Consider the following 20,877-nt stretch of genomic DNA (forward strand, 5'->3'; position numbering starts at 1 on the left):
GACGAGATGAACGGGTCTAAGGATTCGAAAATACAAAAATTTAAGAGTGTGGGTAACCCCGCTCCGTGATTAGTTAAGGAAACAAAATGAAAAAGAGTGTCATTGCGCTACTAGGTTTAGCGGTTATTTTAGGCGGTTGTTCAAACAAGGTAAGCTACGGTGATGCACAATCAGTAGAAACCACGACAATCGATTTTGGTTCAACTGACCTTCAAACGATTGCGGGTGAAATGGTCGATAGCATGATGGCGTCTGGCTCTGTGTCTTACATTACTCGTGAGCAACGTCCAATCGTGTTCGTAGAGCGAATCAAGAACAAGACAAGTGAGCACATCGATACTGAGTCAATCACTGACACCATCAGTACTAAAATGCTGAACTCTGGTAAGTTCCGTTTCGTTGATATGGACCGTGTAGAGTCTGTTCGTGAGCAATTGAACTTCCAAAACAATGATGAGCTTGTAAATCAAAGCTCAGCAATTCAATTTGGTAAAATGGTTGGTGCTCAGTACATGTTGTACGGCAACCTATCAAGCATCGTTAAGAAAGCGGGCAGCGACGAAGACGTATACTACAAAATGACCATGCGCCTAATGGACCTTGAGTCTGGCTTGATTGAGTGGGCTGACGAGACTGAAATCCGTAAGCAACAATCTAAAAGCTTACTGGGCTTTTAATTAAGTTTACTTGGCTAGTCATGCCTCAACGCAGTGCATGTTATTTGCTGTGATTGGTATTAATGAAGAGGCACTGGCTTTTGGTCAGTGTCTTTTTTGTAGGGAAATTAAGACGTTTATAGGGAATAAATATGGCGATTTTTTCTTGGTCTGAAGCAAAGCTTCTTGATACCAGTTTGAGCTCTCTTGATGGTTACTTTTCTGAGCCTCCAATGAGAGCACAGACATTGACTGGTGGTTTGACTAATCGGTGTTGGAAATTGGTTTTAGCTGATGGCACCGCCTATGTTTGGCGTCCAATTACCCCCATCACCAAAGCATTCTTTATCTCTCGCCATGAAGAGTATCAAGTCCTGTCTACGATTGAACGCCTAGATATCGGGCCAAGTCCGATAGTGGTCAATGAGCAAGGCTTATTAGTTGAATGGATCGCGGGTGAGACGTTGTACGAAGGACTAGAGCAGGATGATTTACTGAAGACGCTGATTTCGGTGCATCTGGTTAATACCGCGCGACTGCCTCTCCAACCATTCAGCTATACGGCTCGAGTTGACCATTACTGGCTTCAACTTGATGCGGTTCATAAGACAGAGTTCTGCACTAAGATTTATCAAGAGTGGCGCGTAGCCCCAAGCATTCCAAGTGTTGAACTTTCTTTGTGCCATTTTGATCTCGGTGGCTATAACCTTGTGAAGAACCAAGATGGGATTAAGATCATTGACTGGGAATACGCAGCGCTTGCGGACCCAAGACTTGATCTTACGCTGACCATTGCTGTTGCCGGATTACCAGTTACAGAAACTGTGAACAAGTACTGTCAGCTACGAGGTATCCATGATGCCCAACCTTGGCTTGATGGGGTAGATGCATGGTTACCAAGAAGCCAAATGATGGCGATGCTGTGGTATTTACTTGCTCATCAGCTTTGGGGCGATGACAGTTATCTACGTGAAGCCGAGGCTCTGAGTCACACTTTATGTAGCTATGATCACGTTTAGGAAGTGAAAAATATAATTTCAGAGGTCTTCCCTTTAAAACCTTGTTTTTCGTGTTAGATTGATCAAAACGTACCAATATTCAATGGGGGAGGTACAATGATTATCTATCTACACGGCTTCGACTCAACAAGCCCAGGCAATCACGAAAAAATACTGCAGTTGCAATTCATTGATGATGACGTTCGCTTCATCAACTACAGTACTTTGCATCCAAAACACGATATGCAGCATTTGCTAAAAGAAGTGCATAAAGTGATAGAGCAATCCGATGATCCACATCCAATCATTTGTGGTGTAGGTTTAGGTGGTTTTTGGTCTGAGCGTATTGGTTTCTTATGTGGGATTAAGCAGGTGGTGTTCAACCCTAATCTGTACCCTGAGAACAACATGGTAGGTCGAATTGATCGTCCTGAAGAGTACGAAGACATCGCGACTAAGTGTGTCGCTCAGTATCGTATGAAGAACAAAGGACGTTGTTTAGTGGTGCTTTCTCGTGAAGATGAAATTCACGACAATACGAAAACAGCTTCCGCTCTAGAAGATTACTACGAAATTATCTGGGACGAAAAAGAGAATCATAAGTTCAAAAAGATCTCTCAACACTTGCAGGCAATGAAAGCGTTTAAAAACGCTTAATCATTACCGCCATTTTATAAAGCAGCACTCAATTGAGTGCTGTTTTTTTTATCTAAATTAGCAAGTGTTACTTTAGACATATAGATTTTATCGATGAGTTTGCGCAAACGTTAACTAATCAGTCACGAATCCTCATTGTGGGTAAGGATTTTTGTTGCGGTCATCTTTTTGCTATATATAATGTTCTAAAGCAAAATATTTTGATAAATGTCAAAAAAAATTGAGAGCAAGTGATAAAACTTGCCCATAATTTGTGCTCTGCCTCTCAGGTAGACACCTTTTTCATCCACGTGAGCAAAGTGACAAACCAATGTTTGTTGCTTGTAATCCCTCTAACTACTCAGTGAGCTGTTGTTACTTATTATCACAGTCATCAAATAAGCCGCAGCCTTTGGAATTAAGGTCGAGTAGATACATAGAATTTATCGGTTGGAGTAATCGAGCCGAACCCCATTTATTCATTTTGTAGAGGATTGTCATTGTGACAAAAATTATCGTAGTAGGCGGCGGTGCTGGTGGTTTAGAACTAGCAACTAAGCTAGGCCGTACTTTAGGTCGTAAGAAACGTGCCCAGATTACTCTGGTAGACCGCAAAGCAAGCCACCTATGGAAACCATTGCTTCATGAAGTAGCCACTGGCTCACTGGATGAAGGTGTTGATGCGCTAAGCTACCGCGCACACGCAAAAAACCATTGCTTTGATTTCCAAATGGGCAGCCTGAAGGATATCGATCGTGAACGTAAAGTGATTGCGTTGAGCGAGTTGACTGATGAGCACGGTGAGTTGTTGATGCCAAGCCGTGAGCTTGAATACGACATTCTTGTGATGGCGTTAGGTTCAACGTCAAACGACTTCAATACCCCAGGTGTTCGTGACAACTGTATTTTCCTAGATAGCCCAGAGCAAGCACACCGTTTCCGTACAGAAATGAACAACCAGTTCTTAAAGCTGCACGCTAAGAATGGTCAAGGTACGGTAGACATCGCGATTGTTGGTGCGGGTGCTACTGGTGTTGAACTGTCTGCTGAGCTTCACAATGCTGTAAAAGAGCTTCGTACATACGGTTTTGGTGACCTAGATTCAAGCAAGCTGAACGTTAACCTTGTTGAAGCGGGTGAGCGTATTCTTCCAGCTCTACCTCCTCGTATTTCCAGCGCAGCACATTCTGAGCTAACTAAGCTTGGCGTCAACGTGCGTACAACGACAATGGTTACACAAGCTGATGCTGACGGTCTAACGACCAAAGATGGTGAGAAGATCCCAGCACAGATCATGGTATGGGCTGCTGGTATTAAAGCACCAGATTTCATGAAAGATATCGGTGGTCTTGAGACGAACCGTATCAACCAGTTGGTTGTCAAAAACACGCTGCAAACTACGCTTGATGACAACATCTTTGCTATCGGTGATTTGGCGCAATGTACACAAGCGGATGGTTCGTTTGTTCCACCACGTGCGCAAGCGGCTCATCAAATGGCAAGCTGCGCATTTAGCAACATCATTGCTAAGCTTAACGGCCGTGACCTGAAAGACTACATCTACAAAGATAAAGGTTCACTGGTTTCACTAAGCCGTTTCTCTACAGTAGGTAGCTTGATGGGTAACCTGACTAAAGGTTCGATGATGGTTGAGGGACGTATTGCTCGTGTGGTTTACATCTCTTTGTACCGAATGCACCAGATGGCACTTCACGGCTTAATCAAAACATCACTGATGATGTTGGTGGGTCGTATTAACCGTGTCCTTCGTCCAAACCTAAAGCTTCACTAATCAGGTAAGCCTTCTAAGGTCATTACGCTGATAATAAAAAAGAGCTCTTCGGAGCTCTTTTTCGATCGTGTCGAGTACGTGTTATTTCGGATTGTTACTCTATTAAGCGATTAAGATAATGGAGGTAACACAGAATAAACCACGCCATCTTTCGGTTTACCGTTAAAGATAAAGCGATTCTTTGCAATGGCTTCACGTTCAGCGCCACATTTCTCGATCAGCTTTTGGCTGGGTAGGTTCTCTGTATCGCAGACAATCTCCAAACGCGTCAACTTGAGCATTGCGAAGCAAAATTCAAATAGGGCAAGCATTGCTTCCTTGGCTATCCCTTTTCTCTGAAATTGATCACCCACCCAATAACCTAAACTTGCCATATTAAAGGTGTGGTAAAGCTCATTTATGGCCACCATGCCGACTAACTTTTCGCTTTTTCGTTCGAAGATACCAAAGCCAAACGCATCGGCTTTAACCCAGTTTAAGCGAGTCGCAAGAATGAATCTCTCGGCCTCGACGGTCGAAAACTCGTCGTGGCACCAGTCGAGCCATGGCAATAAACTCGGGGAGGATTTAACCAGCTGCGAAAACTCTTGAGCGTCTGAGGCTTCAATGATTTTTAGGTTGAGGTGTTGAGTATTTATCTGAAAGTCAGGGCTCATAAGAAATACCGAATTACATGTAAGTACTGAACAAAGGATTCAGTGCAGAATAAAGATAGATAGCACTTAATAAAACGCCCTCACTAGGAGGGCGGATTGAATTATTTATATAATTATAGCCGAATCGGCAAGTAACTTACTGCGCCACGCGTCGAACTTGAATAACCATTCCAAGAAGTGGGTGGTCAAGGTAGTGAGTTTCTGTACTGCGCATACGACGTTTTTGGTCCATGCGGTAGCTCTTAAGAAACTCTTGGACTTCAACCGTCGGAGAAATCTCCGTTAGATTACCCACTTGCACGTTACTTTCTGCACCACTTACAGGTGAATCTAGCTCGATTTGTTGCTCTTGTAGAGTCACTTCACGAACGCTCGGCGCTTTTAAATCCAATGTCGTTTCAGCATATAGATAGTGCTGAACGTAGATTTTCAGCTTGCCGTCTAACTCGTAAAGCGGCTTATCGATAGTCTCTTCTTGAAAACCATTCGGATTTGATGCAGTTACTGCACCTTTCTCAGAACCGTCGGCATTAAACTGTTTAGAGAAGTCTTTACCGGCTTGAATATGGAAAACCGGTGCCGAGCTTTTGCCTTGGTCGCCTTGACGCCAAGCGGTATGCATCAGAACTTCAAAGCCTGCGTGTTTGCGTAGCTTATCTTTCTGAGGTGTTAACTTGTATTCCGAGTAAGGCAGCATCTGCACGCCTTTCTTCGCTCGGTATTGGGTATCTTGAAATGAACCTACGCGCTCAAGTGAAATCTGAGGCTGTGTGTTTGGCCAAGATTCATTCACTTTTTCTGCATCAACAGCACGCTTAAAAATGATCACTTCTATATCAAATTGTCTCTGCGCCAAACTTGGCAGTGAGACGAACAATAGTAGCAGTGGGATCAGTCTTTTCATTTTTACTCCGTCTTCCAGCCGAACTACCGGCTGGATAATTTATATGTGCAAGTGGATTGGGTCTTATGCCGAAGGAAGCAAGTTCTGTCTGAATTCGCCCAATAAATCACTAACAAATTGAATTCGTTTCCGTCTGTCGACCAATGGTATCGTAAACTTGAACTTTGTTGGTCCTTCCATTGAAAACTTTTGCGGTTGAGATTGCAACAGTTTAACAAGGTAGGTCGGGTTTATGTCAGCATCCGGGTAGAATTCTAAGAATCCACCTTTATCATGAGCCTCAATTTTCTTCGCTTTGATAGACGCCGCGGCTAATTTTAGCTCTGAAACTGACAACAAGTTCTTGGTAGCATCCGGCAGAAGGCCGAAGCGATCAATCAGCTCGACTTTCAACTCTGCCAATTCGTCGGTGTCACTCACACTCGCAATACGCTTATAAGTAGACAAACGTGTATTGATGTCTGGGATGTAGTCATCAGGCAATAGCGCAGGCAGGCGCATCTCAATTTCAGTTTGTTCACGCAGTAGGTCATCAAGCGATGGCTCTCGCCCCTCTTTCAATGCTTCAACTGCTTGTTCAAGCATCTCCATGTACAAGGTGAAACCAACCGATTGAATTTGACCACTCTGTTCATCACCTAACAGCTCACCCGCGCCACGAATCTCTAAGTCATGGGTTGCTAGTGTAAAGCCTGCACCTAAGTCTTCAAGTGAAGCTATGGCATCTAATCGCTTAACCGCATCTTTGGTCATTGCTTTCGGGGGAGGTGTTAGCAGATAGGCATAGGCTTGGTGGTGAGATCGACCCACACGCCCACGCAATTGGTGCAACTGTGCTAAACCAAGGTTATCGGCTCTGTCCATTAAGATGGTATTGGCTGTTGGTACGTCGATACCGGTTTCGATGATGGTTGTACACACTAGCAAGTTAAAACGCTGGTGGTAGAAATCATTCATGATTCGTTCTAGTTCGCGCTCTCGCATCTGGCCATGAGCCACGGTGACACGCGCTTCTGGAATCAGTTTCTGTAGTGACTCAGCCGTCTTTTCAATCGTGTCGACTTGGTTGTGTAAGAAGTAAACTTGACCACCACGCATGATTTCACGAAGTACCGCTTCTCTGACGATCGCGTCATCACTCTCACGGACAAAGGTCTTTATTGCTAAGCGTCGTGCTGGTGGTGTTGCGATGATTGACAAGTCACGCATACCGCTCATTGCCATGTTCAATGTACGTGGAATTGGCGTCGCGGTGAGCGTTAGGATATCGACATCCGCACGCATTGCTTTCACTTTTTCTTTCTGACGCACACCAAAGCGGTGCTCTTCATCGACAACCAACAGGCCAAGGTCTTTAAACTGAAGGTCACTTGAAAGTAACTTGTGAGTACCCACTAAGATGTCGACCTTACCGTCGGCGACATCTTGCATGATCGATTTCTGTTCTTTGGCTGATTTGAATCGAGACAGAACCTCAACACGAATCGGCAAGTTGGCGAAACGGTCGCGGAAGTTTTCAAAGTGTTGCTGAGCAAGTAACGTTGTCGGTACTAACACGGCCACTTGTTTGCTGTTATCGGTACACACGAACGCGGCACGCATTGCGACTTCTGTTTTACCAAAACCAACATCACCACACACCAAGCGGTCCATGGCTTTTGCTTGGCACATATCAGACATTACCGCATTAATTGCCATCGCTTGGTCATCGGTTTCTTCAAACGGGAAGCCAGATTTGAAGGTTGCGTACTGACCACGATCGAGCACAAATTTGTAACCCGGCTTAAGCTCACGCTTGGCGTAAACATCGAGCAGTTCGGCTGCGACGTCACGGACTTTCTCTGCGGCGCGTTTACGAGCTTTCTGCCATGCTTCACCGCCAAGTTTATGTAGCGGTGCAGAATCTTCAGCACCACCAGAGTAGCGGCCAATTAAGTTCAGAGATGCAACTGGTACGTAGAGCTTGGCATCGTTTTGATACTCAAGTGTTACGTATTCGGTTTTCATACCACCCGCTTCTAGGGTCTGCAGGCCTATGTAGCGACCAATACCGTGGTCAATGTGAACAACCGGTTGGCCCGGTTTAAGTTCCGCTAAGTGACGGATTACGGTGTCGCTGTTTACGCTTTTCTTGTCTTTCTTACGACGCTGTACAACGCGATCACCCAAGAGATCACTTTCACAGATAAGGGCGATGTTTTGCTCTTCGTGGATAAAGCCATGCTCAGCAGAACCTAGGATCAGGGTGAACTTATCTTTACCTTTAATTGCCGCGTCGAGGTTTTCAACTTCGCTTGGACGAACTTTGATGCCTCGAAGCAATTCACTTAGAGCTTCACGGCGGCCTTCAGACTCAACCGAAAAGACCACTTTTCCGTCGAAGGTTTCAGTGAACTTTCTTAAGTTAGACAACGGTTCTTTATTCTGATGTTGAACGCTGAGATCTGGTAGAGACGTAACTGGAAGGTTGGTACGCCCAGCTTTTTCTTCAATTGAATCTAAGCTCAGATTGACCTGTGGCTTTTGTTTGAAGTGTGCGAACAGTTCGTCTTTCTTTAACCACAGTTGTTCAGGTGTGAGCAGCGGTCGTAATGGATCAACACCGCGTTGTTCGTATCGATGAGAAACGTCGGTTAGGAACGAATCTACTGCGGTCTCGACATCACCTAGAACGAGGATTTGCGCTTCATCGGAAACATAATCAAACAAGGTTTCGGTGTGCTCGAAGAACAGCGGTTGCCAATACTCAATACCAGCAGGCCACGTGCCTTTAGAAACCTGCATATAAACCGATTCTGGTTCACGGCGCGCATCAAACTGTTGGCGCCAACGAATACGGAAATCTTCAATCGCTGTTTCCGAGGTTGGGAATTCGTGAGCAGGCAGCAGTCGAATCTCAGAGATGTCTTCGATAGAGCGCTGGTTTTCAGGATCGAAAGTACGGATCGTGTCGATCTCGTCATCGAAGAAGTCGATACGATACGGGTCTTTGCTGCCCATTGGGAACAGGTCGAGAATAGAACCACGGCTAGCGTATTCACCCGGGCCAAACACTTGGTCAACATAGCGATAGCCCGACTTTTCGAGTTGCAGACGTAATTTCTCTAGTGAATAGAGATCGCCTGTTTTCACCATTAACGTGTGTTGTAGTAAGAAGTCGCGCGGTGACTGGCGTTGCAATAACGTGCTGATCGGAACGATCGTGATGCCATCTTTTAGCGTTGGCAGTGCGTAAAGGCGTGCTATACGATCTGAAATGATCTCTTGGTGCGGAGAAAAACTGTCATAAGGCAGTGTTTCCCAGTCTGGGAATAGTGCGACTTCATGTGCCGTAAACTGTTCAATTTCAGATTGAAGCTTGAGTGCGATCTGAGGATCAGGCACTGCAAGTAAAGTATGGTTGTTATGCTGCTCCGCTAGTTTAGTGATAGTAAGCGCGAGAGATGAACCAACTAGGTTACCGATGTGCTTTTTGTCACCGGCACCTTTGAGCTTAGGTAGTGTGAAAATGGATTGTTTTGTCATGTCTATTTACTTGTTATCTCGTTCTAGAGAGCGTTGACGTAAGAGCTTTTGTTGTTGATGGAGCGCAGCCTTGATCAACAAGTCTTGGTCAGTATCACGAAGATGAGCATATTTGAATTTGATTTCGAAGCCTGAATCTTTAGGTTCGCTAGCGAAGACCTCCGCGTAGCAATAGATAGCGGCGGCAGGGTGCTCGATAAAGAGCTTGGCTTTAACTAAGCGACCCGCTTCGATATCTGTTTTGGAAAAACACGAGAACTGACTCGCGCCAAATGAATACGTATGGGTACGAAATTGTTCATCATCTTGTTGCGATAACATAAAGCTCAACAAGAGGTTTAATTTAGAGTTCTGTGCATCCAATAAACTGATGACATTCTTCAAGTCGCTGTTTTTCAGTTCGTTGCGAGCACTGTCAGCTAATAGATCCAATTGGCTAAATTCACTTGCCACTACAAAAGGGGCAGGGATCTCTGATTCGAACTGAATCTGAGAAGGTAAAGCGAAGTTACTGTCCATTGGCTCAATATTAGCGGTAAGGCTGTGGTGAACGGTAAAAAACTCTTGTTCTGTCATGCGTTAGTTCCTTGAAGTGATCTATTGATTATCGCTATGTGGCCGCAGTAATCAAGGTCAGTTAATTGAAAGTCTCAAATAGTTGTTTGAAAGTTAGCTATTTGACAAGGTTCTGTTTTTCAAGCCTAACTAATTGAGTTAATTCACTCTATATTTTCAATTAACCCCTACACAGTAACGGCAATACCCGTTACATTAACCCGCATCTCCTTTAGATGGTTCAAAGTATGTTTCATCCTATTTCATTGTTTGTTGGCCTGCGTTATTTGAAAGGCCGTTCAGGTGATCGCTTTAGCCGTTTTGTTTCTTATATGTCGACAGCCGGAATTACCATTGGTGTGCTGTCTCTGGTTACTGTTTTGTCGGTAATGAATGGATTCGAAGCGCAGTTAAAAGACCGAATTCTTGGTGTCCTTCCTCAAGCCGTCGTTTACGAGCAAGGAGGCACAACGTCACTTTCTGCTCAAGCACCTAGCTTTGCGGAGCAAATGTCGCTCAATGGCCACGTAGAACCTATTGTTCGCAGTGAAGCGGTGATCCAAAGTCCTGCTCAGTTATCTGCGGGCTTGTTAATCGGTATTGAGCCAAATTCAGATGACCCTCTTCAGAATCATTTAATTGCTGGCAGACTGTCTTCACTCAAATCTGGTCAGTATCAGCTTTTCCTTGGTCATACCTTGGCAAGAAACTTGAAAGTGTCTATGGGCGACAAAGTTCGCTTAATGGTGACCAGTGCCAGCCAATACACGCCGTTAGGACGTATTCCAAGCCAGCGAAATTTTACCGTAGCTGGCATTTTTAACACGGGTTCGGATATCGATGCTCAATTGATGGTTACCGACATCAAAGACGCAGGGCGATTGATGCGTTATAAGTCTGATACGATTTCAGGCTGGCGACTGTTTTTTGATGACCCATTTGAAGTGGCAAATTTATCGAATACCCCGCTACCGGAAGGTTGGGTGTGGAGCGATTGGCGAGACCAACGTGGCGAGCTATTCCAAGCCGTTCGAATGGAAAAAAACATGATGGGTTTGATGCTTGGGCTGATCATTGGTGTTGCTGCGTTTAACATTATTTCTGCGCTTATTATGGTGGTGATGGAGAAACAGTCCGAAGTCGCCATCTTAAAAACCCAAGGTATGCGTGATGGTCAAGTCATGGGGATCTTTATGGTTCAAGGTGCAAGTAGTGGTGTGATCGGCGCATTATCTGGTGGCATCCTGGGCGTGATTTTAGCTTCGAACCTCAATACTATTTTAGAGGCGATGGGTGTTGCTCTGTTTTCATTTGGTGGACAGTTGCCAATTTTAATTAACCCAATTCAAATCGCCGTTGTTGTGGTTCTGGCTATTGCACTTAGCTTGATTGCCACTGTCTTCCCTTCTTATCGTGCATCGTCTGTGAAACCTGCTGAGGCCCTTCGTTATGAGTAATTTTCTTCAATGTAATGATATCCGTAAAACGTACCGTGAAGGCTCGTTAGATACTGAGGTTCTCAAGGGCGTCAGCTTCGAAATAGAAAAGGGTGAGCTAGTCGCAATCATTGGTACATCCGGTTCAGGTAAAAGTACGCTATTGCATATTTTAGGGGCGTTGGATGATGCTTCTGATGGTAGTGTCAGCTTTCTCGGACAAGACTTAGCGTCTTTGAGTTCGAATAAGCAGGCTAAGCTTCGCAACCAGCATCTTGGCTTTGTTTATCAATTCCATCATCTTCTTTCTGATTTCTCAGCGTTAGAAAACGTAGCAATGCCGTTGTTGATAGGTGGAGAGAAGCCAGCGAAAGCTAAACAAGAAGCACAGTTGCTACTTGATAAAGTGGGGCTAAGTCATCGTGTTGACCACCGACCTTCAGAACTTTCAGGTGGTGAGAGGCAACGAGTGGCAATTGCTCGTGCATTGGTGAACAAGCCTGCGCTAGTGTTGGCGGATGAGCCGACTGGTAACCTAGACCACAACACAGCACTTTCTATTTACGACTTAATGCGCGAACTGAACCGTGAGTACGATACTGCCTTTTTGGTTGTGACTCACGATGGTGAACTTGCCGGTAAGATGGATCGCCAACTTCACATGCAAGATGGTTTACTGGTCAACGTAGAAAAAGAGGAGAGCTAAGTGTTTTCTTCTTTATCTCTATTGATAGGCGGCCGATTTAGCCGGGCGAAACAACGAGACAAAATGGTGTCGTTCATCTCCTTGTCTTCGACAATTGGTATTGCTGTTGGTGTCGCGGTAATCATTATCGGCTTATCTGCAATGAATGGTTTTGAGCGAGAGCTTCAATCACGAGTACTTTCTGTCATTCCTCACGGTGAGTTTGAGGGCGTGAATAAACCAGTAACTCGCTGGGAGCATGTGATTGAGGAGTCGGTAAAGCACGATAAAGTCGTTGCTGCTGCGCCTTATGTGAAAATTACCGCGCTTGCCGAAAAAGGCAAAGAGTTGAAAGCAATTGAAGTTCGCGGCGTTGACCCACAACTTGAGCAACAAGTATCGAGCCTATCGAGTTTTATCGATAAGCAAGCTTGGAGCGATTTTAAGGCAGGGCAACAACAAATCATTTTGGGCTCTGGTGTGGCCAATGTACTTGGCGCGAAAGTCGGTGATTACCTGACTCTGATGATCCCGACGGTGAATGGGTCGGTTAAGGTTCAAGCACCTAAACGTGTTCGAGTGAAAGTGGTTGGCTTGCTGACGCTTAATGGCCAAATTGACCACAGCTTAGCTTTGATCCCGATCGGCGATGCGCAAGTTTACGCAAACCTAGGCGAGGCAGTGACAGGGGTTTCTTTAAAAGTGACCGATGTTCTGAACGCGAACTCTATTGTGCGTGAGGTGGGTAACCAGCTTGATGTGTATGTGTATCTACGAAGCTGGCAACAGAAGTTTGGCTTCTTGTATCGAGATATTCAGTTGGTTCGCACCATTATGTATCTGGTGATGGTACTGGTTATTGGTGTTGCTTGTTTCAATATTGTCTCGACATTAATGATGGCAGTAAAAGACAGAGCATCAGAGATCGCGATTTTAAGAACCATGGGCGCATCGGACGGCCTTGTGAAACGCATTTTCGTTTGGCAGGGCGTATTCTCCGGTGTGTTAGGTAGTTTGGTGGGCAGTGTAATAGGCGTGTTAGTGGCGCTTAATCTCACGACACTTATCAAAGGGCTTGAAAGGCTAGTTGATCACCAGTTCTTGTCCGGTGACATCTATTTTGTCGACTTCTTGCCATCACAACTCGATATGACGGATGTTGTTGTGGTTTCCGGTACAGCGATTGTATTGAGCCTATTGGCGACATGGTACCCAGCATCACGAGCAGCCAAGTTAAACCCTGCCTCGGTGCTTAGCTCGAAGTAATGCGCTGAGTAATACTTCATGTAGCATGATAGACAAATGGCATACACAAAAAGGATCCCTGATGGGATCCTTTTTTTTGAATTCAATCTGCATTCTTTACGACTGTGGTTACATCCCAATATTGCAGAGTTCTGTGGTCCATCTGACTTTAACTTGTGTGCGGTTTAAGTGAAGCGCATACAAAGATAGATTGAACGACAAGGAAAAGTGGTCAGTACCTTGCTTGACGCTTCTTCCAACTTCTTACTACTGAGTAACGCCATAACCCGCGAATACCAAAGTAGCCAGTCATTGCTGAAACCACGCCACAAATCAGGCAACCCAGTAAGAAAGGAGGCCCGATCGTATTCATTTGCGCCAAGATGAAGTCCCAAGACAATTCGAAATGGAAGGCTTGAGGTGGTACATGCATAACAAACGCCCCAACTTTATAAGCAAAGTAGAAGAGAACGGGCATAGTGACCGGGTTACTGATCCAAACAAGTGCGACAGCCAAAGGTAGGTTAACGCCACATGCGACAGCAAGGCCTGCAGACATAATCATTTGGCTTGGTAGAGGGACAAACGCCATGAATAACCCAACAGCGAATGCGCCAGCCGCAGAGCGACGATTAAGGCACCATAAGTTGGGGTTGTACAAAACATTGCCAAAAACTTTCAATGCTTTCTGACGCTTGATTAGCTCATGGTCAGGCATAAATCGTTTGATAAACTTTCTTGGCATAGGAGGAAGCTACTCTCTTGTTTAACACTTGGTTCTTGATTTCATTTGCTGCGACAGTTGTGTCTGCCAGCTTCTGGCCTGTGATGCCTCATTGGGTTTGGGCACCATTGATGCTGTTGTTACTGTTAGCATCAACAAAGTATAGCGTTTTCCGGAGTGCAAGAGGTCTAGCAACAGCCTTGATACTAGTTATCTGCCTAGGGAATGTAATTGAAATGCAGACAAGTCGATTATTCCAATCAGGGCAGAATACTACCATAAATGCGTCAGTTGTTAGCCTTTTTAGTGAAAATAGCCACGGTTTTGAAAGCGTAATAGTAGCCAGATCAATTGGTGGCGAAAAATTAATCTTTCCTCAATTGATAAAATTACGTTTGTTTACTCCCTTTAAGTTAACACTCGGAGATGATGTCAATTTATCTGTGTATATAAAGCCTGTATGGGGCAAGCTCAATGAAGCAGGCTTTGATTTAGAAAAGTATCTGTTTAGTGCAGGTGTGGTTGCCAATGCAATTTACAGATCTGATACCAAGTATCGCATTCATGCCAATAGCAACTTACGGTCCTATTGGTTTGAAAACAGTCTTGAAAGGTTAAGTCAACTGGCAAATCAAGACCTCATTATGGCTTTGAGTTTTGGTTATCGAGACCTTATTCACTCCCAGCGTTGGCACTTACTTAAAAGCAGTGGTTTGATTCACTTGATGGCTATTTCGGGGCTGCATATTGGGATTGCCTTTGGTATCGGCTATCAAGTAGGAAAGGTATTCAGGTTACTATCATCTTCACTTCTTTGGTTGCCCACAACATTCGGAGTCGGCTTAGCCTATTTCTACAGTTGGTTTGCTGGGTTCACGCTGCCCACCTTGAGAGCTTTGGTGATGTGTATTATTGCCAGCTATTTCTTGTGGCGTGGGCAAAATATCAGTTTGTTTCGGTATGTCGCCTTAAGTCTGTGCGTGGTTCTGCTAATTTGGCCATTTTCAGCATTGTCGAGTAGCTTCTGGTTGTCTTTTAGTGCGTTAGGTGCTGTTCTTTACATTGCGTTAAATAGTCAGTCATCCGATTCAAACTCAACATTTATCGACCGAGTACTGCAGCTCTTCAAGATTCAGTTAATGCTGACATTCCTGATTGCTCCCTTTTCGATGCTGTTCTTTAATGGGGTCAGCTTAGTCTCTGTTTTCTACAACTTGCTCCTTTTACCTTGGGTGTCGATGGTGGTTATTCCACTATTGTTCCTGGCAATGTTCTTTAGCTTAATATTGGCGCCAGTATCAGGTGGCGTTGGCTTAACTACATTCAACAATGGTTTGTCTGAACAATTATGGATGTTGGTCGACTTATCGCTTGAGCCTCTCGTATGTAGCCTTCCTTTCTCTGAACGATTTTGGTTTCAAGTGGATAATCACACGATTGAGTTGTCTGTATTCCTCATCTTGTTTTTCGGTTTTGTCAGTCGATATTTCAAACGAGCACTATCTATATTGATTATTACCGTGTTTGTACTGTGGTGGGAGTTCGGCAAGCCTCAACAAGACAAACTAACTATCGATATCTTGGATGTTGGTCACGGGTTGTCTTTGCTCTTAGAAAAGAACAATCAGATTGTTGTTTACGATCTTGGTAACGCATGGCTGGGAGGTTCCATTGTCGAATCCTTACTTATTCCTACTTTGAATCAGAGGGGAATTCATGAGTTGGAGGGTGTGATAGTGAGTCATTTCGATTCTGACCACGCTGGTGGCTATCCGGCGTTACTTGAAAATTACAACCCTAAGTGGGTAAGAGCCAGTCAGAATATCAGTCAACAAGGACAATCTACGATTCAAGAGTCGTCAAATATTCAAGCATGTATTTTAGGAGAAGTATGGACTTGGCAAGGGGTTGCTTTTGAGGTCTTGTGGCCTCCCAAACAAGTGAAGAGGGCGTATAACCCACATTCGTGCGTGGTCAGGCTTTTTGACCCCGCTCTAGAGTTCTCGATGTTACTTACTGGTGATATTGAATTGGTCAGTGAGTGGTTACTTGCACGCGAAGGCGAACGGCTTCGAAGTGAAGTTATGCTTGTTCCGCATCATGGCAGCAATACGTCTTCGCTCGCTCGTTTTATTGAGGCAGTTTCACCTCAGTTAGCGATCGCTTCTTTGGCCAAAGGCAATCAATGGGGGATGCCGAGTGAATCCGTTATTGAACGTTATCACGACGCAGGGAGTGCTTGGCTTGATACTGGAGAAAGCGGCCAAATAACCATCAGTATTGGTCAAGAAGGTTGGCAATATCATGAGATTAGAGAACAACAAGGCAGACAGTGGTATAGGCAGATGCTTCGTAAGGGAGTAGAATAGGAAGATTATTGTGAGAAAATTAAGCGATTCTATGTCAACACAAACAGATGAAACTACCTGGGTCACATTTAAAAGACTTTGGACTTATATTCGACTATATAAGGCCGGCCTTGGTGTTGCGGTTATTGCGCTTATTATAAATGCTGTCACTGATACCTATATGATTTCTTTACTAAAGCCGTTACTCGATGAAGGCTTTGGTAATGCAGAATCTGACTTTTTACGTACGCTCCCTCTCATTATCTTTGTCATGATGTTCGTTCGTGGCATCAGTGGCTTTGTTTCAACCTATTGTTTGAGCTGGGTTTCAGGCAATGTGGTCATGGAAATTCGACGTAAAATCTTCAGCCATTTTATGCATATGCCAGTTTCTTTTTTTGATAAAGAACAGACTGGTGCGCTGCTATCTCGAATTACTTACGATTCAGAGCAAGTCTCTGCGGCAACCAGTAAAGCATTAGTCAGTATTGTCCGTGAAGGCGCAAGTATTATTGGCCTGTTGACGCTGATGTTCTGGAATAGCTGGCAGTTGTCTTTGGTGTTGTTCGCTGTCGCCCCTCTTGTTGCATGGGCAATCAGTATCGTATCGAAGCGATTCAGAAAGATCTCTAAGAACATGCAAACCAGTATGGGTCACGTCGCTTCTTCGGCAGAACAAATGCTGAAAGGGCACAAAGTGGTTCTAACGTACGGTGGACAAGATCTAGAAAGACACCGCTTTGATGAAGTTAGTAACCAAATGCGTCAACAAAGTATGAAGCTAATCACTGCGCAAGCGGCCGCTAACCCAATCATTCAGATGATTGCATCACTTGCAATCGTAGTTGTTCTATTCCTTGCTAGTGTTGATTCAATTAAAGCAGAGCTTACTCCAGGTACGTTTACCGTTGTGTTCTCGGCGATGTTTGGTTTACTACGCCCACTAAAAGCTCTGACTAACGTAACGTCTGAATTCCAACGTGGTATGGCGGCGAGTACAACTCTATTTGGTTTGATGGATTTAGATACGGAGCAAAACAAGGGTACCTTGAAGCCTGAAACCGTAGCGGGTGAAGTTGCCGTAAAAGATGTGACATTTACTTACCAAGGTGCAGAGAAAGCAGCGCTTGATAAGGTCAGTTTTAATATACCGAAAGGTAAGACAGTCGCACTTGTCGGCCGTTCAGGTTCGGGTAAGAGTACCATTGCAAACCTGTTTACTCGTTTTTATGACGTAGACTCTGGCTCTATCGAACTTGATGGTCACGACATTCGTGATTATGAATTAAGAAATCTACGTGAGCACTTCGCTCTTGTTTCCCAGAATGTGCACCTATTTAACGATACGGTTGCGAACAACATCGCTTACGCAGCTGAAGAACAGTATTCACGTGAACAGATCGAACACGCGGCTAAACTTGCGCATGCAAGCGAGTTTATCGAAGGCATGGAAAATGGCATCGATACGGTTGTTGGCGAAAATGGCGCGAGTCTTTCTGGCGGTCAAAGACAGCGTATCGCGATTGCACGTGCTCTATTGAGAGATGCACCTGTTCTGATCCTTGATGAGGCGACATCTGCATTGGATACCGAGTCAGAAAGAGCGATTCAATCTGCGTTAGAAGAGCTGCAGAAAGACAAAACAGTACTTGTTATCGCACACCGACTTTCTACTATCGAGCAAGCTGATGAGATTCTAGTGGTTGATGATGGGCATATTGTAGAAAGAGGTGCACATGCCGAGCTCATTGCCCTTGATGGCGCTTATGCACAACTACACCGAATTCAGTTCAGCGGATAAGATTAGGTCTTGTTGTGATCGAAAAAATTTGGTTTAACAATCACCCATTAAAATACTTTCTCTGGCCGCTATTGTGGCCATTGAGTCTGTTGTTCAAAATGATCAGCGGTCAACGTCGTAACGCTTATCTATCGGGGAAGAAAGAGACCTATCGTCCGCCTTTACCCGTGATTGTTGTTGGTAATATTACCGCTGGCGGCAATGGCAAAACACCGGTTGTGATTTGGTTGGTAGAGATGCTTCAGGCTCACGGTTTTAAGCCAGGTGTTGTTTCTCGAGGTTATGGGGCGAAAGCACCAAACTATCCGTTAGTGTTGGATGAAAGCACGCCAGCAGAACATTCTGGTGATGAGCCTCGTTTGATCCGTAAGCGAACTGGTGCGCCTGTAGCGGTTGACCCTGTGCGTGCCAACGCGGTGAAGGCTTTGCTGAACGAAGGGGTGAATGTCATTATTACAGATGACGGCCTTCAGCATTATGCGCTAGAGCGTGATATTGAGTTTGCTGTTATCGATGGTGCGAGACGCTTTGGCAGTGAGTGCCTAATTCCTTTGGGGCCATTAAGAGAGCCTGTATCTCGTTTAGATGACGTAGACTTTTTGGTTAACAATGGCGGTGAAGCGCACGGGCGAGAGTTCTCGATGTCTTTACTTCCAAGCCAAGCGGTTAACCTGAAAACGGGTCAGAAAAGGTCTGTGGCAGAATTACAGAAGCTGGTGGCTTTTGCTGGTATCGGCCACCCGCCACGCTTTTTTAAAACATTGGAAGATCTTGATGGTGATGTGGTCTACACGCAGGGCTTCGCCGACCATCAAGATTTTGATAAAGATGAACTTCATGCCTTAGCAAAAAAAGGTATGAACATGATTATGACAGAAAAAGACGCTGTTAAATGCGAAGACTATGCGCAAGACAACTGGTGGTATCTTCCAGTTTCTGCGCAGTTCAATGAAGATTCGCAACAGCAAATTTTAAAAAGAATAAAAGAGGTTATGGAATACTATGGATCACCGTCTGCTTGAGATCGTTGCTTGCCCTGTATGTAAAGGTAAACTAACTTTTGACAAAGATAAGCAAGAGCTTGTTTGTAAAATTGATCGCCTTGCTTACCGAATCAAAGAGGGTATTCCTGTTCTTTTGGAACCTGAAGCTCGTACCGTTTCAATGGATGAGGGTAAGTAATGTCTTATACGGTTGTTATACCTGCAAGATACCAATCGAGCCGTTTACCAGGGAAGCCACTGGCTGACATTGGTGGAAAGCCGATGATTCAATGGGTATACGAACAGTCAATGAAGGCGGGTGCCGATAACGTTATTATCGCTACCGACGACGCTCGAGTTGAAAAAGCGGCCAAAGCATTTGGCGCGACCGTTTGTATGACATCACCTAATCATGAATCAGGCACTGAGCGCCTCGCTGAAGTGATTGAAGTTATGAAGATTCCAGATGATCATATTATCGTGAATGTTCAAGGTGATGAGCCACTTATCCCACCTGCGATCATTAATCAGGTAGCGAACAACCTTGCGAACAGTACAGCTCCGATGGCAACACTCGGTGTGGAAATTACTCATGCTGACGAAGTGTTTAATCCTAACGCCGTAAAAGTTGTGACCGACAAAGATGGGTATGCCCTGTACTTTAGCCGAGCTACTATTCCTTGGGATCGCGATGCTTACGCGAACAATGGTACAACTGCTGAATCTCCACTGCTTCGTCACATTGGCATTTACGCTTACCGTGCGGGTTTTATCAATACTTACATCAATTGGGAACCAAGTACCCTTGAGCGTATTGAGTGCCTAGAGCAGCTACGTGTACTTTGGTACGGTGAAAAAATCCATGTAGACGTTGCGGCAGAAGCACCTGCGGCTGGTGTTGATACGCCAGAAGACCTAGAAGCGGTTCGAGCTATTATTGGCTAAGCGCCTTTTAGCGACTACTTCTTTGCTCTACAAAAATGCAAAATCATGAGCCTTGCTTATCGCGAGGCTTTTTTATGCCTAAAGAGAAGCGAGTGACAGCCTTATTTATCTAAGTTAACGGATATTGAGTTGGTTGCATGGGTTTCTGCATCATCACCTCAGAATTATCTGAGATTTACCTCGCTCGACTTGCAAATTTTCTCTATAATATGCCGCCTATAAAGTAGCGGCGAATCGCTAGTACAGAATAAAACTTACGACAAAACGTGGAGTAAAAGATGCCTTCTCAAAGCCCAGTGATTACGGTTGATGGACCAAGTGGTGCAGGTAAAGGTACCCTGTGTATGTTACTAGCAGATAAGCTAGGCTTTCATCTTCTAGACTCAGGCGCGATCTATCGCGTATTGGCTTTAGCGGCAATTCACCATGGCGTGGATACTGAATCAGAAGATGCTTTAGTACCGCTTGCAACTCACTTAGATGTTCAGTTTATCGCTGAAGGTGAGCTAGTGAAGGTTATCTTAGAAGGCGAAGATGTGTCTGGTGAACTTCGTAAAGAAGAGACGGGCATGGCGGCTTCAAAAGTCGCTGCTTTACCTCGCGTTCGTGAAGCACTGCTTCGTCGTCAACGTGCTTTTAGCGCAGCTCCTGGTTTAGTTGCAGACGGTCGTGACATGGGAACCGTTGTATTTGTTGAAGCTGAAGCGAAAATATTTTTAGATGCAAGTGCTGAAGAGCGCGCGAGTCGTCGCCTTAAACAGTTGCAACAGAAGGGGTTAGATGTTAAATTTGACGACCTTTTGAGCGAGATCCAAGAGCGAGACGATCGAGATCGTAATCGCCCAGTGGCGCCACTTCGCCCTGCAGAGGATGCTCTAGTGCTTGATTCCACCTCAATGAATATTGAGCAGGTAGTCGAAAAAGCACTACACTATATTGAATCGAAACTGGCTGGGTAATTTCGCCGAGCTAGTACGAACGTTGGTCG

The 20,877-nt window shown here is 44.9% G+C and carries 18 protein-coding genes; 13 read left to right on the plus strand and 5 right to left on the minus strand.

Annotated elements, in window-relative coordinates; genetic code table 11:
• Positions 1-86 precede the first annotated feature (86 nt).
• From lpoB to AB4407_RS17485, 4 genes are all read left to right on the plus strand, one after another.
• Positions 87-677, plus strand: a complete 591-nt coding sequence (gene lpoB, locus AB4407_RS17470; RefSeq protein WP_009847157.1) for a penicillin-binding protein activator LpoB — start codon at positions 87-89, stop codon at positions 675-677.
• A 131-nt stretch (positions 678-808) separates the two neighbouring features.
• Positions 809-1,675, plus strand: coding sequence for a phosphotransferase (locus tag AB4407_RS17475; RefSeq protein ID WP_372121448.1), 867 nt, complete (start codon positions 809-811; stop codon positions 1,673-1,675).
• A 96-nt stretch (positions 1,676-1,771) separates the two neighbouring features.
• A complete protein-coding gene (ycfP, locus tag AB4407_RS17480) occupies positions 1,772-2,311 on the plus strand; it encodes an alpha/beta hydrolase YcfP (protein WP_372121449.1) in 540 nt (179 codons plus the stop codon).
• A gap of 481 nt (positions 2,312-2,792) precedes the next feature.
• The gene (locus tag AB4407_RS17485) at positions 2,793-4,082 is read left to right on the plus strand and encodes an NAD(P)/FAD-dependent oxidoreductase (RefSeq protein WP_372121450.1); all 1,290 of its coding nucleotides are present in this window, start codon (positions 2,793-2,795) and stop codon (positions 4,080-4,082) included.
• A gap of 110 nt (positions 4,083-4,192) precedes the next feature.
• On the opposite strand, the gene AB4407_RS17490 is transcribed toward AB4407_RS17485, so the two are convergent.
• From AB4407_RS17490 to AB4407_RS17505, 4 genes are all read right to left on the minus strand, one after another.
• Positions 4,193-4,738 (minus strand): GNAT family N-acetyltransferase, encoded by a 546-nt coding sequence (locus AB4407_RS17490; protein ID WP_012604406.1) that lies wholly within the window; start codon positions 4,736-4,738, stop codon positions 4,193-4,195.
• Positions 4,739-4,874: 136 nt separating this feature from the next.
• Positions 4,875-5,642 carry a peptidoglycan binding protein CsiV gene (locus AB4407_RS17495; RefSeq protein WP_372121451.1) on the minus strand — a complete coding sequence of 256 codons (768 nt, stop codon included), beginning with the start codon at positions 5,640-5,642 and terminating at the stop codon, positions 4,875-4,877.
• 63 nt (positions 5,643-5,705) lie between these two features.
• Positions 5,706-9,167, minus strand: a complete 3,462-nt coding sequence (gene mfd, locus AB4407_RS17500) for a transcription-repair coupling factor (protein WP_372121452.1) — start codon at positions 9,165-9,167, stop codon at positions 5,706-5,708.
• Positions 9,168-9,173: 6 nt separating this feature from the next.
• Positions 9,174-9,743 carry a hypothetical protein gene (locus AB4407_RS17505; protein ID WP_009847150.1) on the minus strand — a complete coding sequence of 190 codons (570 nt, stop codon included), beginning with the start codon at positions 9,741-9,743 and terminating at the stop codon, positions 9,174-9,176.
• A gap of 227 nt (positions 9,744-9,970) precedes the next feature.
• Here AB4407_RS17505 and lolC point away from each other — a divergent pair, with 227 nt between their 5' ends.
• The 3 genes from lolC to lolE are packed head-to-tail and all read left to right on the plus strand — an operon-like array spanning position 9,971 to position 13,109.
• Positions 9,971-11,179: a lipoprotein-releasing ABC transporter permease subunit LolC gene (lolC, locus tag AB4407_RS17510; protein ID WP_372121453.1), complete on the plus strand. Its 1,209-nt coding sequence runs from the start codon at positions 9,971-9,973 to the stop codon at positions 11,177-11,179.
• Positions 11,172-11,864 (plus strand): lipoprotein-releasing ABC transporter ATP-binding protein LolD, encoded by a 693-nt coding sequence (gene lolD, locus AB4407_RS17515; protein WP_009847148.1) that lies wholly within the window; start codon positions 11,172-11,174, stop codon positions 11,862-11,864. Before lolC ends, lolD begins: the two co-directional genes overlap by 8 nt.
• Entirely contained in the window at positions 11,865-13,109 is a 1,245-nt protein-coding gene (lolE, locus tag AB4407_RS17520) for a lipoprotein-releasing ABC transporter permease subunit LolE (RefSeq protein WP_065679610.1), read from the plus strand.
• Between the two features lie 211 nt (positions 13,110-13,320).
• Here the strand turns inward: lolE and AB4407_RS17525 are convergent, their stop codons facing one another.
• Positions 13,321-13,833 carry a DUF2062 domain-containing protein gene (locus AB4407_RS17525; RefSeq protein WP_372121454.1) on the minus strand — a complete coding sequence of 171 codons (513 nt, stop codon included), beginning with the start codon at positions 13,831-13,833 and terminating at the stop codon, positions 13,321-13,323.
• A gap of 215 nt (positions 13,834-14,048) precedes the next feature.
• Here AB4407_RS17525 and AB4407_RS17530 point away from each other — a divergent pair, with 215 nt between their 5' ends.
• The 6 genes from AB4407_RS17530 to cmk all read left to right on the plus strand — a co-directional run bounded on the left by AB4407_RS17530 (position 14,049) and on the right by cmk (position 20,848).
• Complete coding sequence (locus AB4407_RS17530; RefSeq protein WP_372121466.1) at positions 14,049-16,181, plus strand: DNA internalization-related competence protein ComEC/Rec2; 2,133 nt, start codon at positions 14,049-14,051, stop codon at positions 16,179-16,181.
• A 31-nt stretch (positions 16,182-16,212) separates the two neighbouring features.
• Positions 16,213-17,961 carry a lipid A ABC transporter ATP-binding protein/permease MsbA gene (gene msbA / locus AB4407_RS17535; RefSeq protein WP_372121455.1) on the plus strand — a complete coding sequence of 583 codons (1,749 nt, stop codon included), beginning with the start codon at positions 16,213-16,215 and terminating at the stop codon, positions 17,959-17,961.
• A 14-nt stretch (positions 17,962-17,975) separates the two neighbouring features.
• Complete coding sequence (gene lpxK, locus AB4407_RS17540; protein WP_372121456.1) at positions 17,976-18,983, plus strand: tetraacyldisaccharide 4'-kinase; 1,008 nt, start codon at positions 17,976-17,978, stop codon at positions 18,981-18,983.
• On the plus strand, positions 18,964-19,143 hold the full coding sequence (locus AB4407_RS17545) for a Trm112 family protein (RefSeq protein ID WP_372121457.1): 180 nt from the start codon (positions 18,964-18,966) through the stop codon (positions 19,141-19,143). The genes lpxK and AB4407_RS17545 overlap by 20 nt, the downstream gene beginning before the upstream one ends.
• Positions 19,143-19,889: a 3-deoxy-manno-octulosonate cytidylyltransferase gene (gene kdsB / locus AB4407_RS17550; RefSeq protein ID WP_372121458.1), complete on the plus strand. Its 747-nt coding sequence runs from the start codon at positions 19,143-19,145 to the stop codon at positions 19,887-19,889. The genes AB4407_RS17545 and kdsB overlap by 1 nt, the downstream gene beginning before the upstream one ends.
• A gap of 278 nt (positions 19,890-20,167) precedes the next feature.
• Positions 20,168-20,848, plus strand: coding sequence for a (d)CMP kinase (gene cmk / locus AB4407_RS17555; protein WP_009847140.1), 681 nt, complete (start codon positions 20,168-20,170; stop codon positions 20,846-20,848).
• Positions 20,849-20,877 lie beyond the last annotated feature (29 nt).

The organism is Vibrio sp. 10N.261.46.E11 (genome assembly GCF_041472735.1).
Classification (GTDB): Bacteria; Pseudomonadota; Gammaproteobacteria; order Enterobacterales; family Vibrionaceae; genus Vibrio.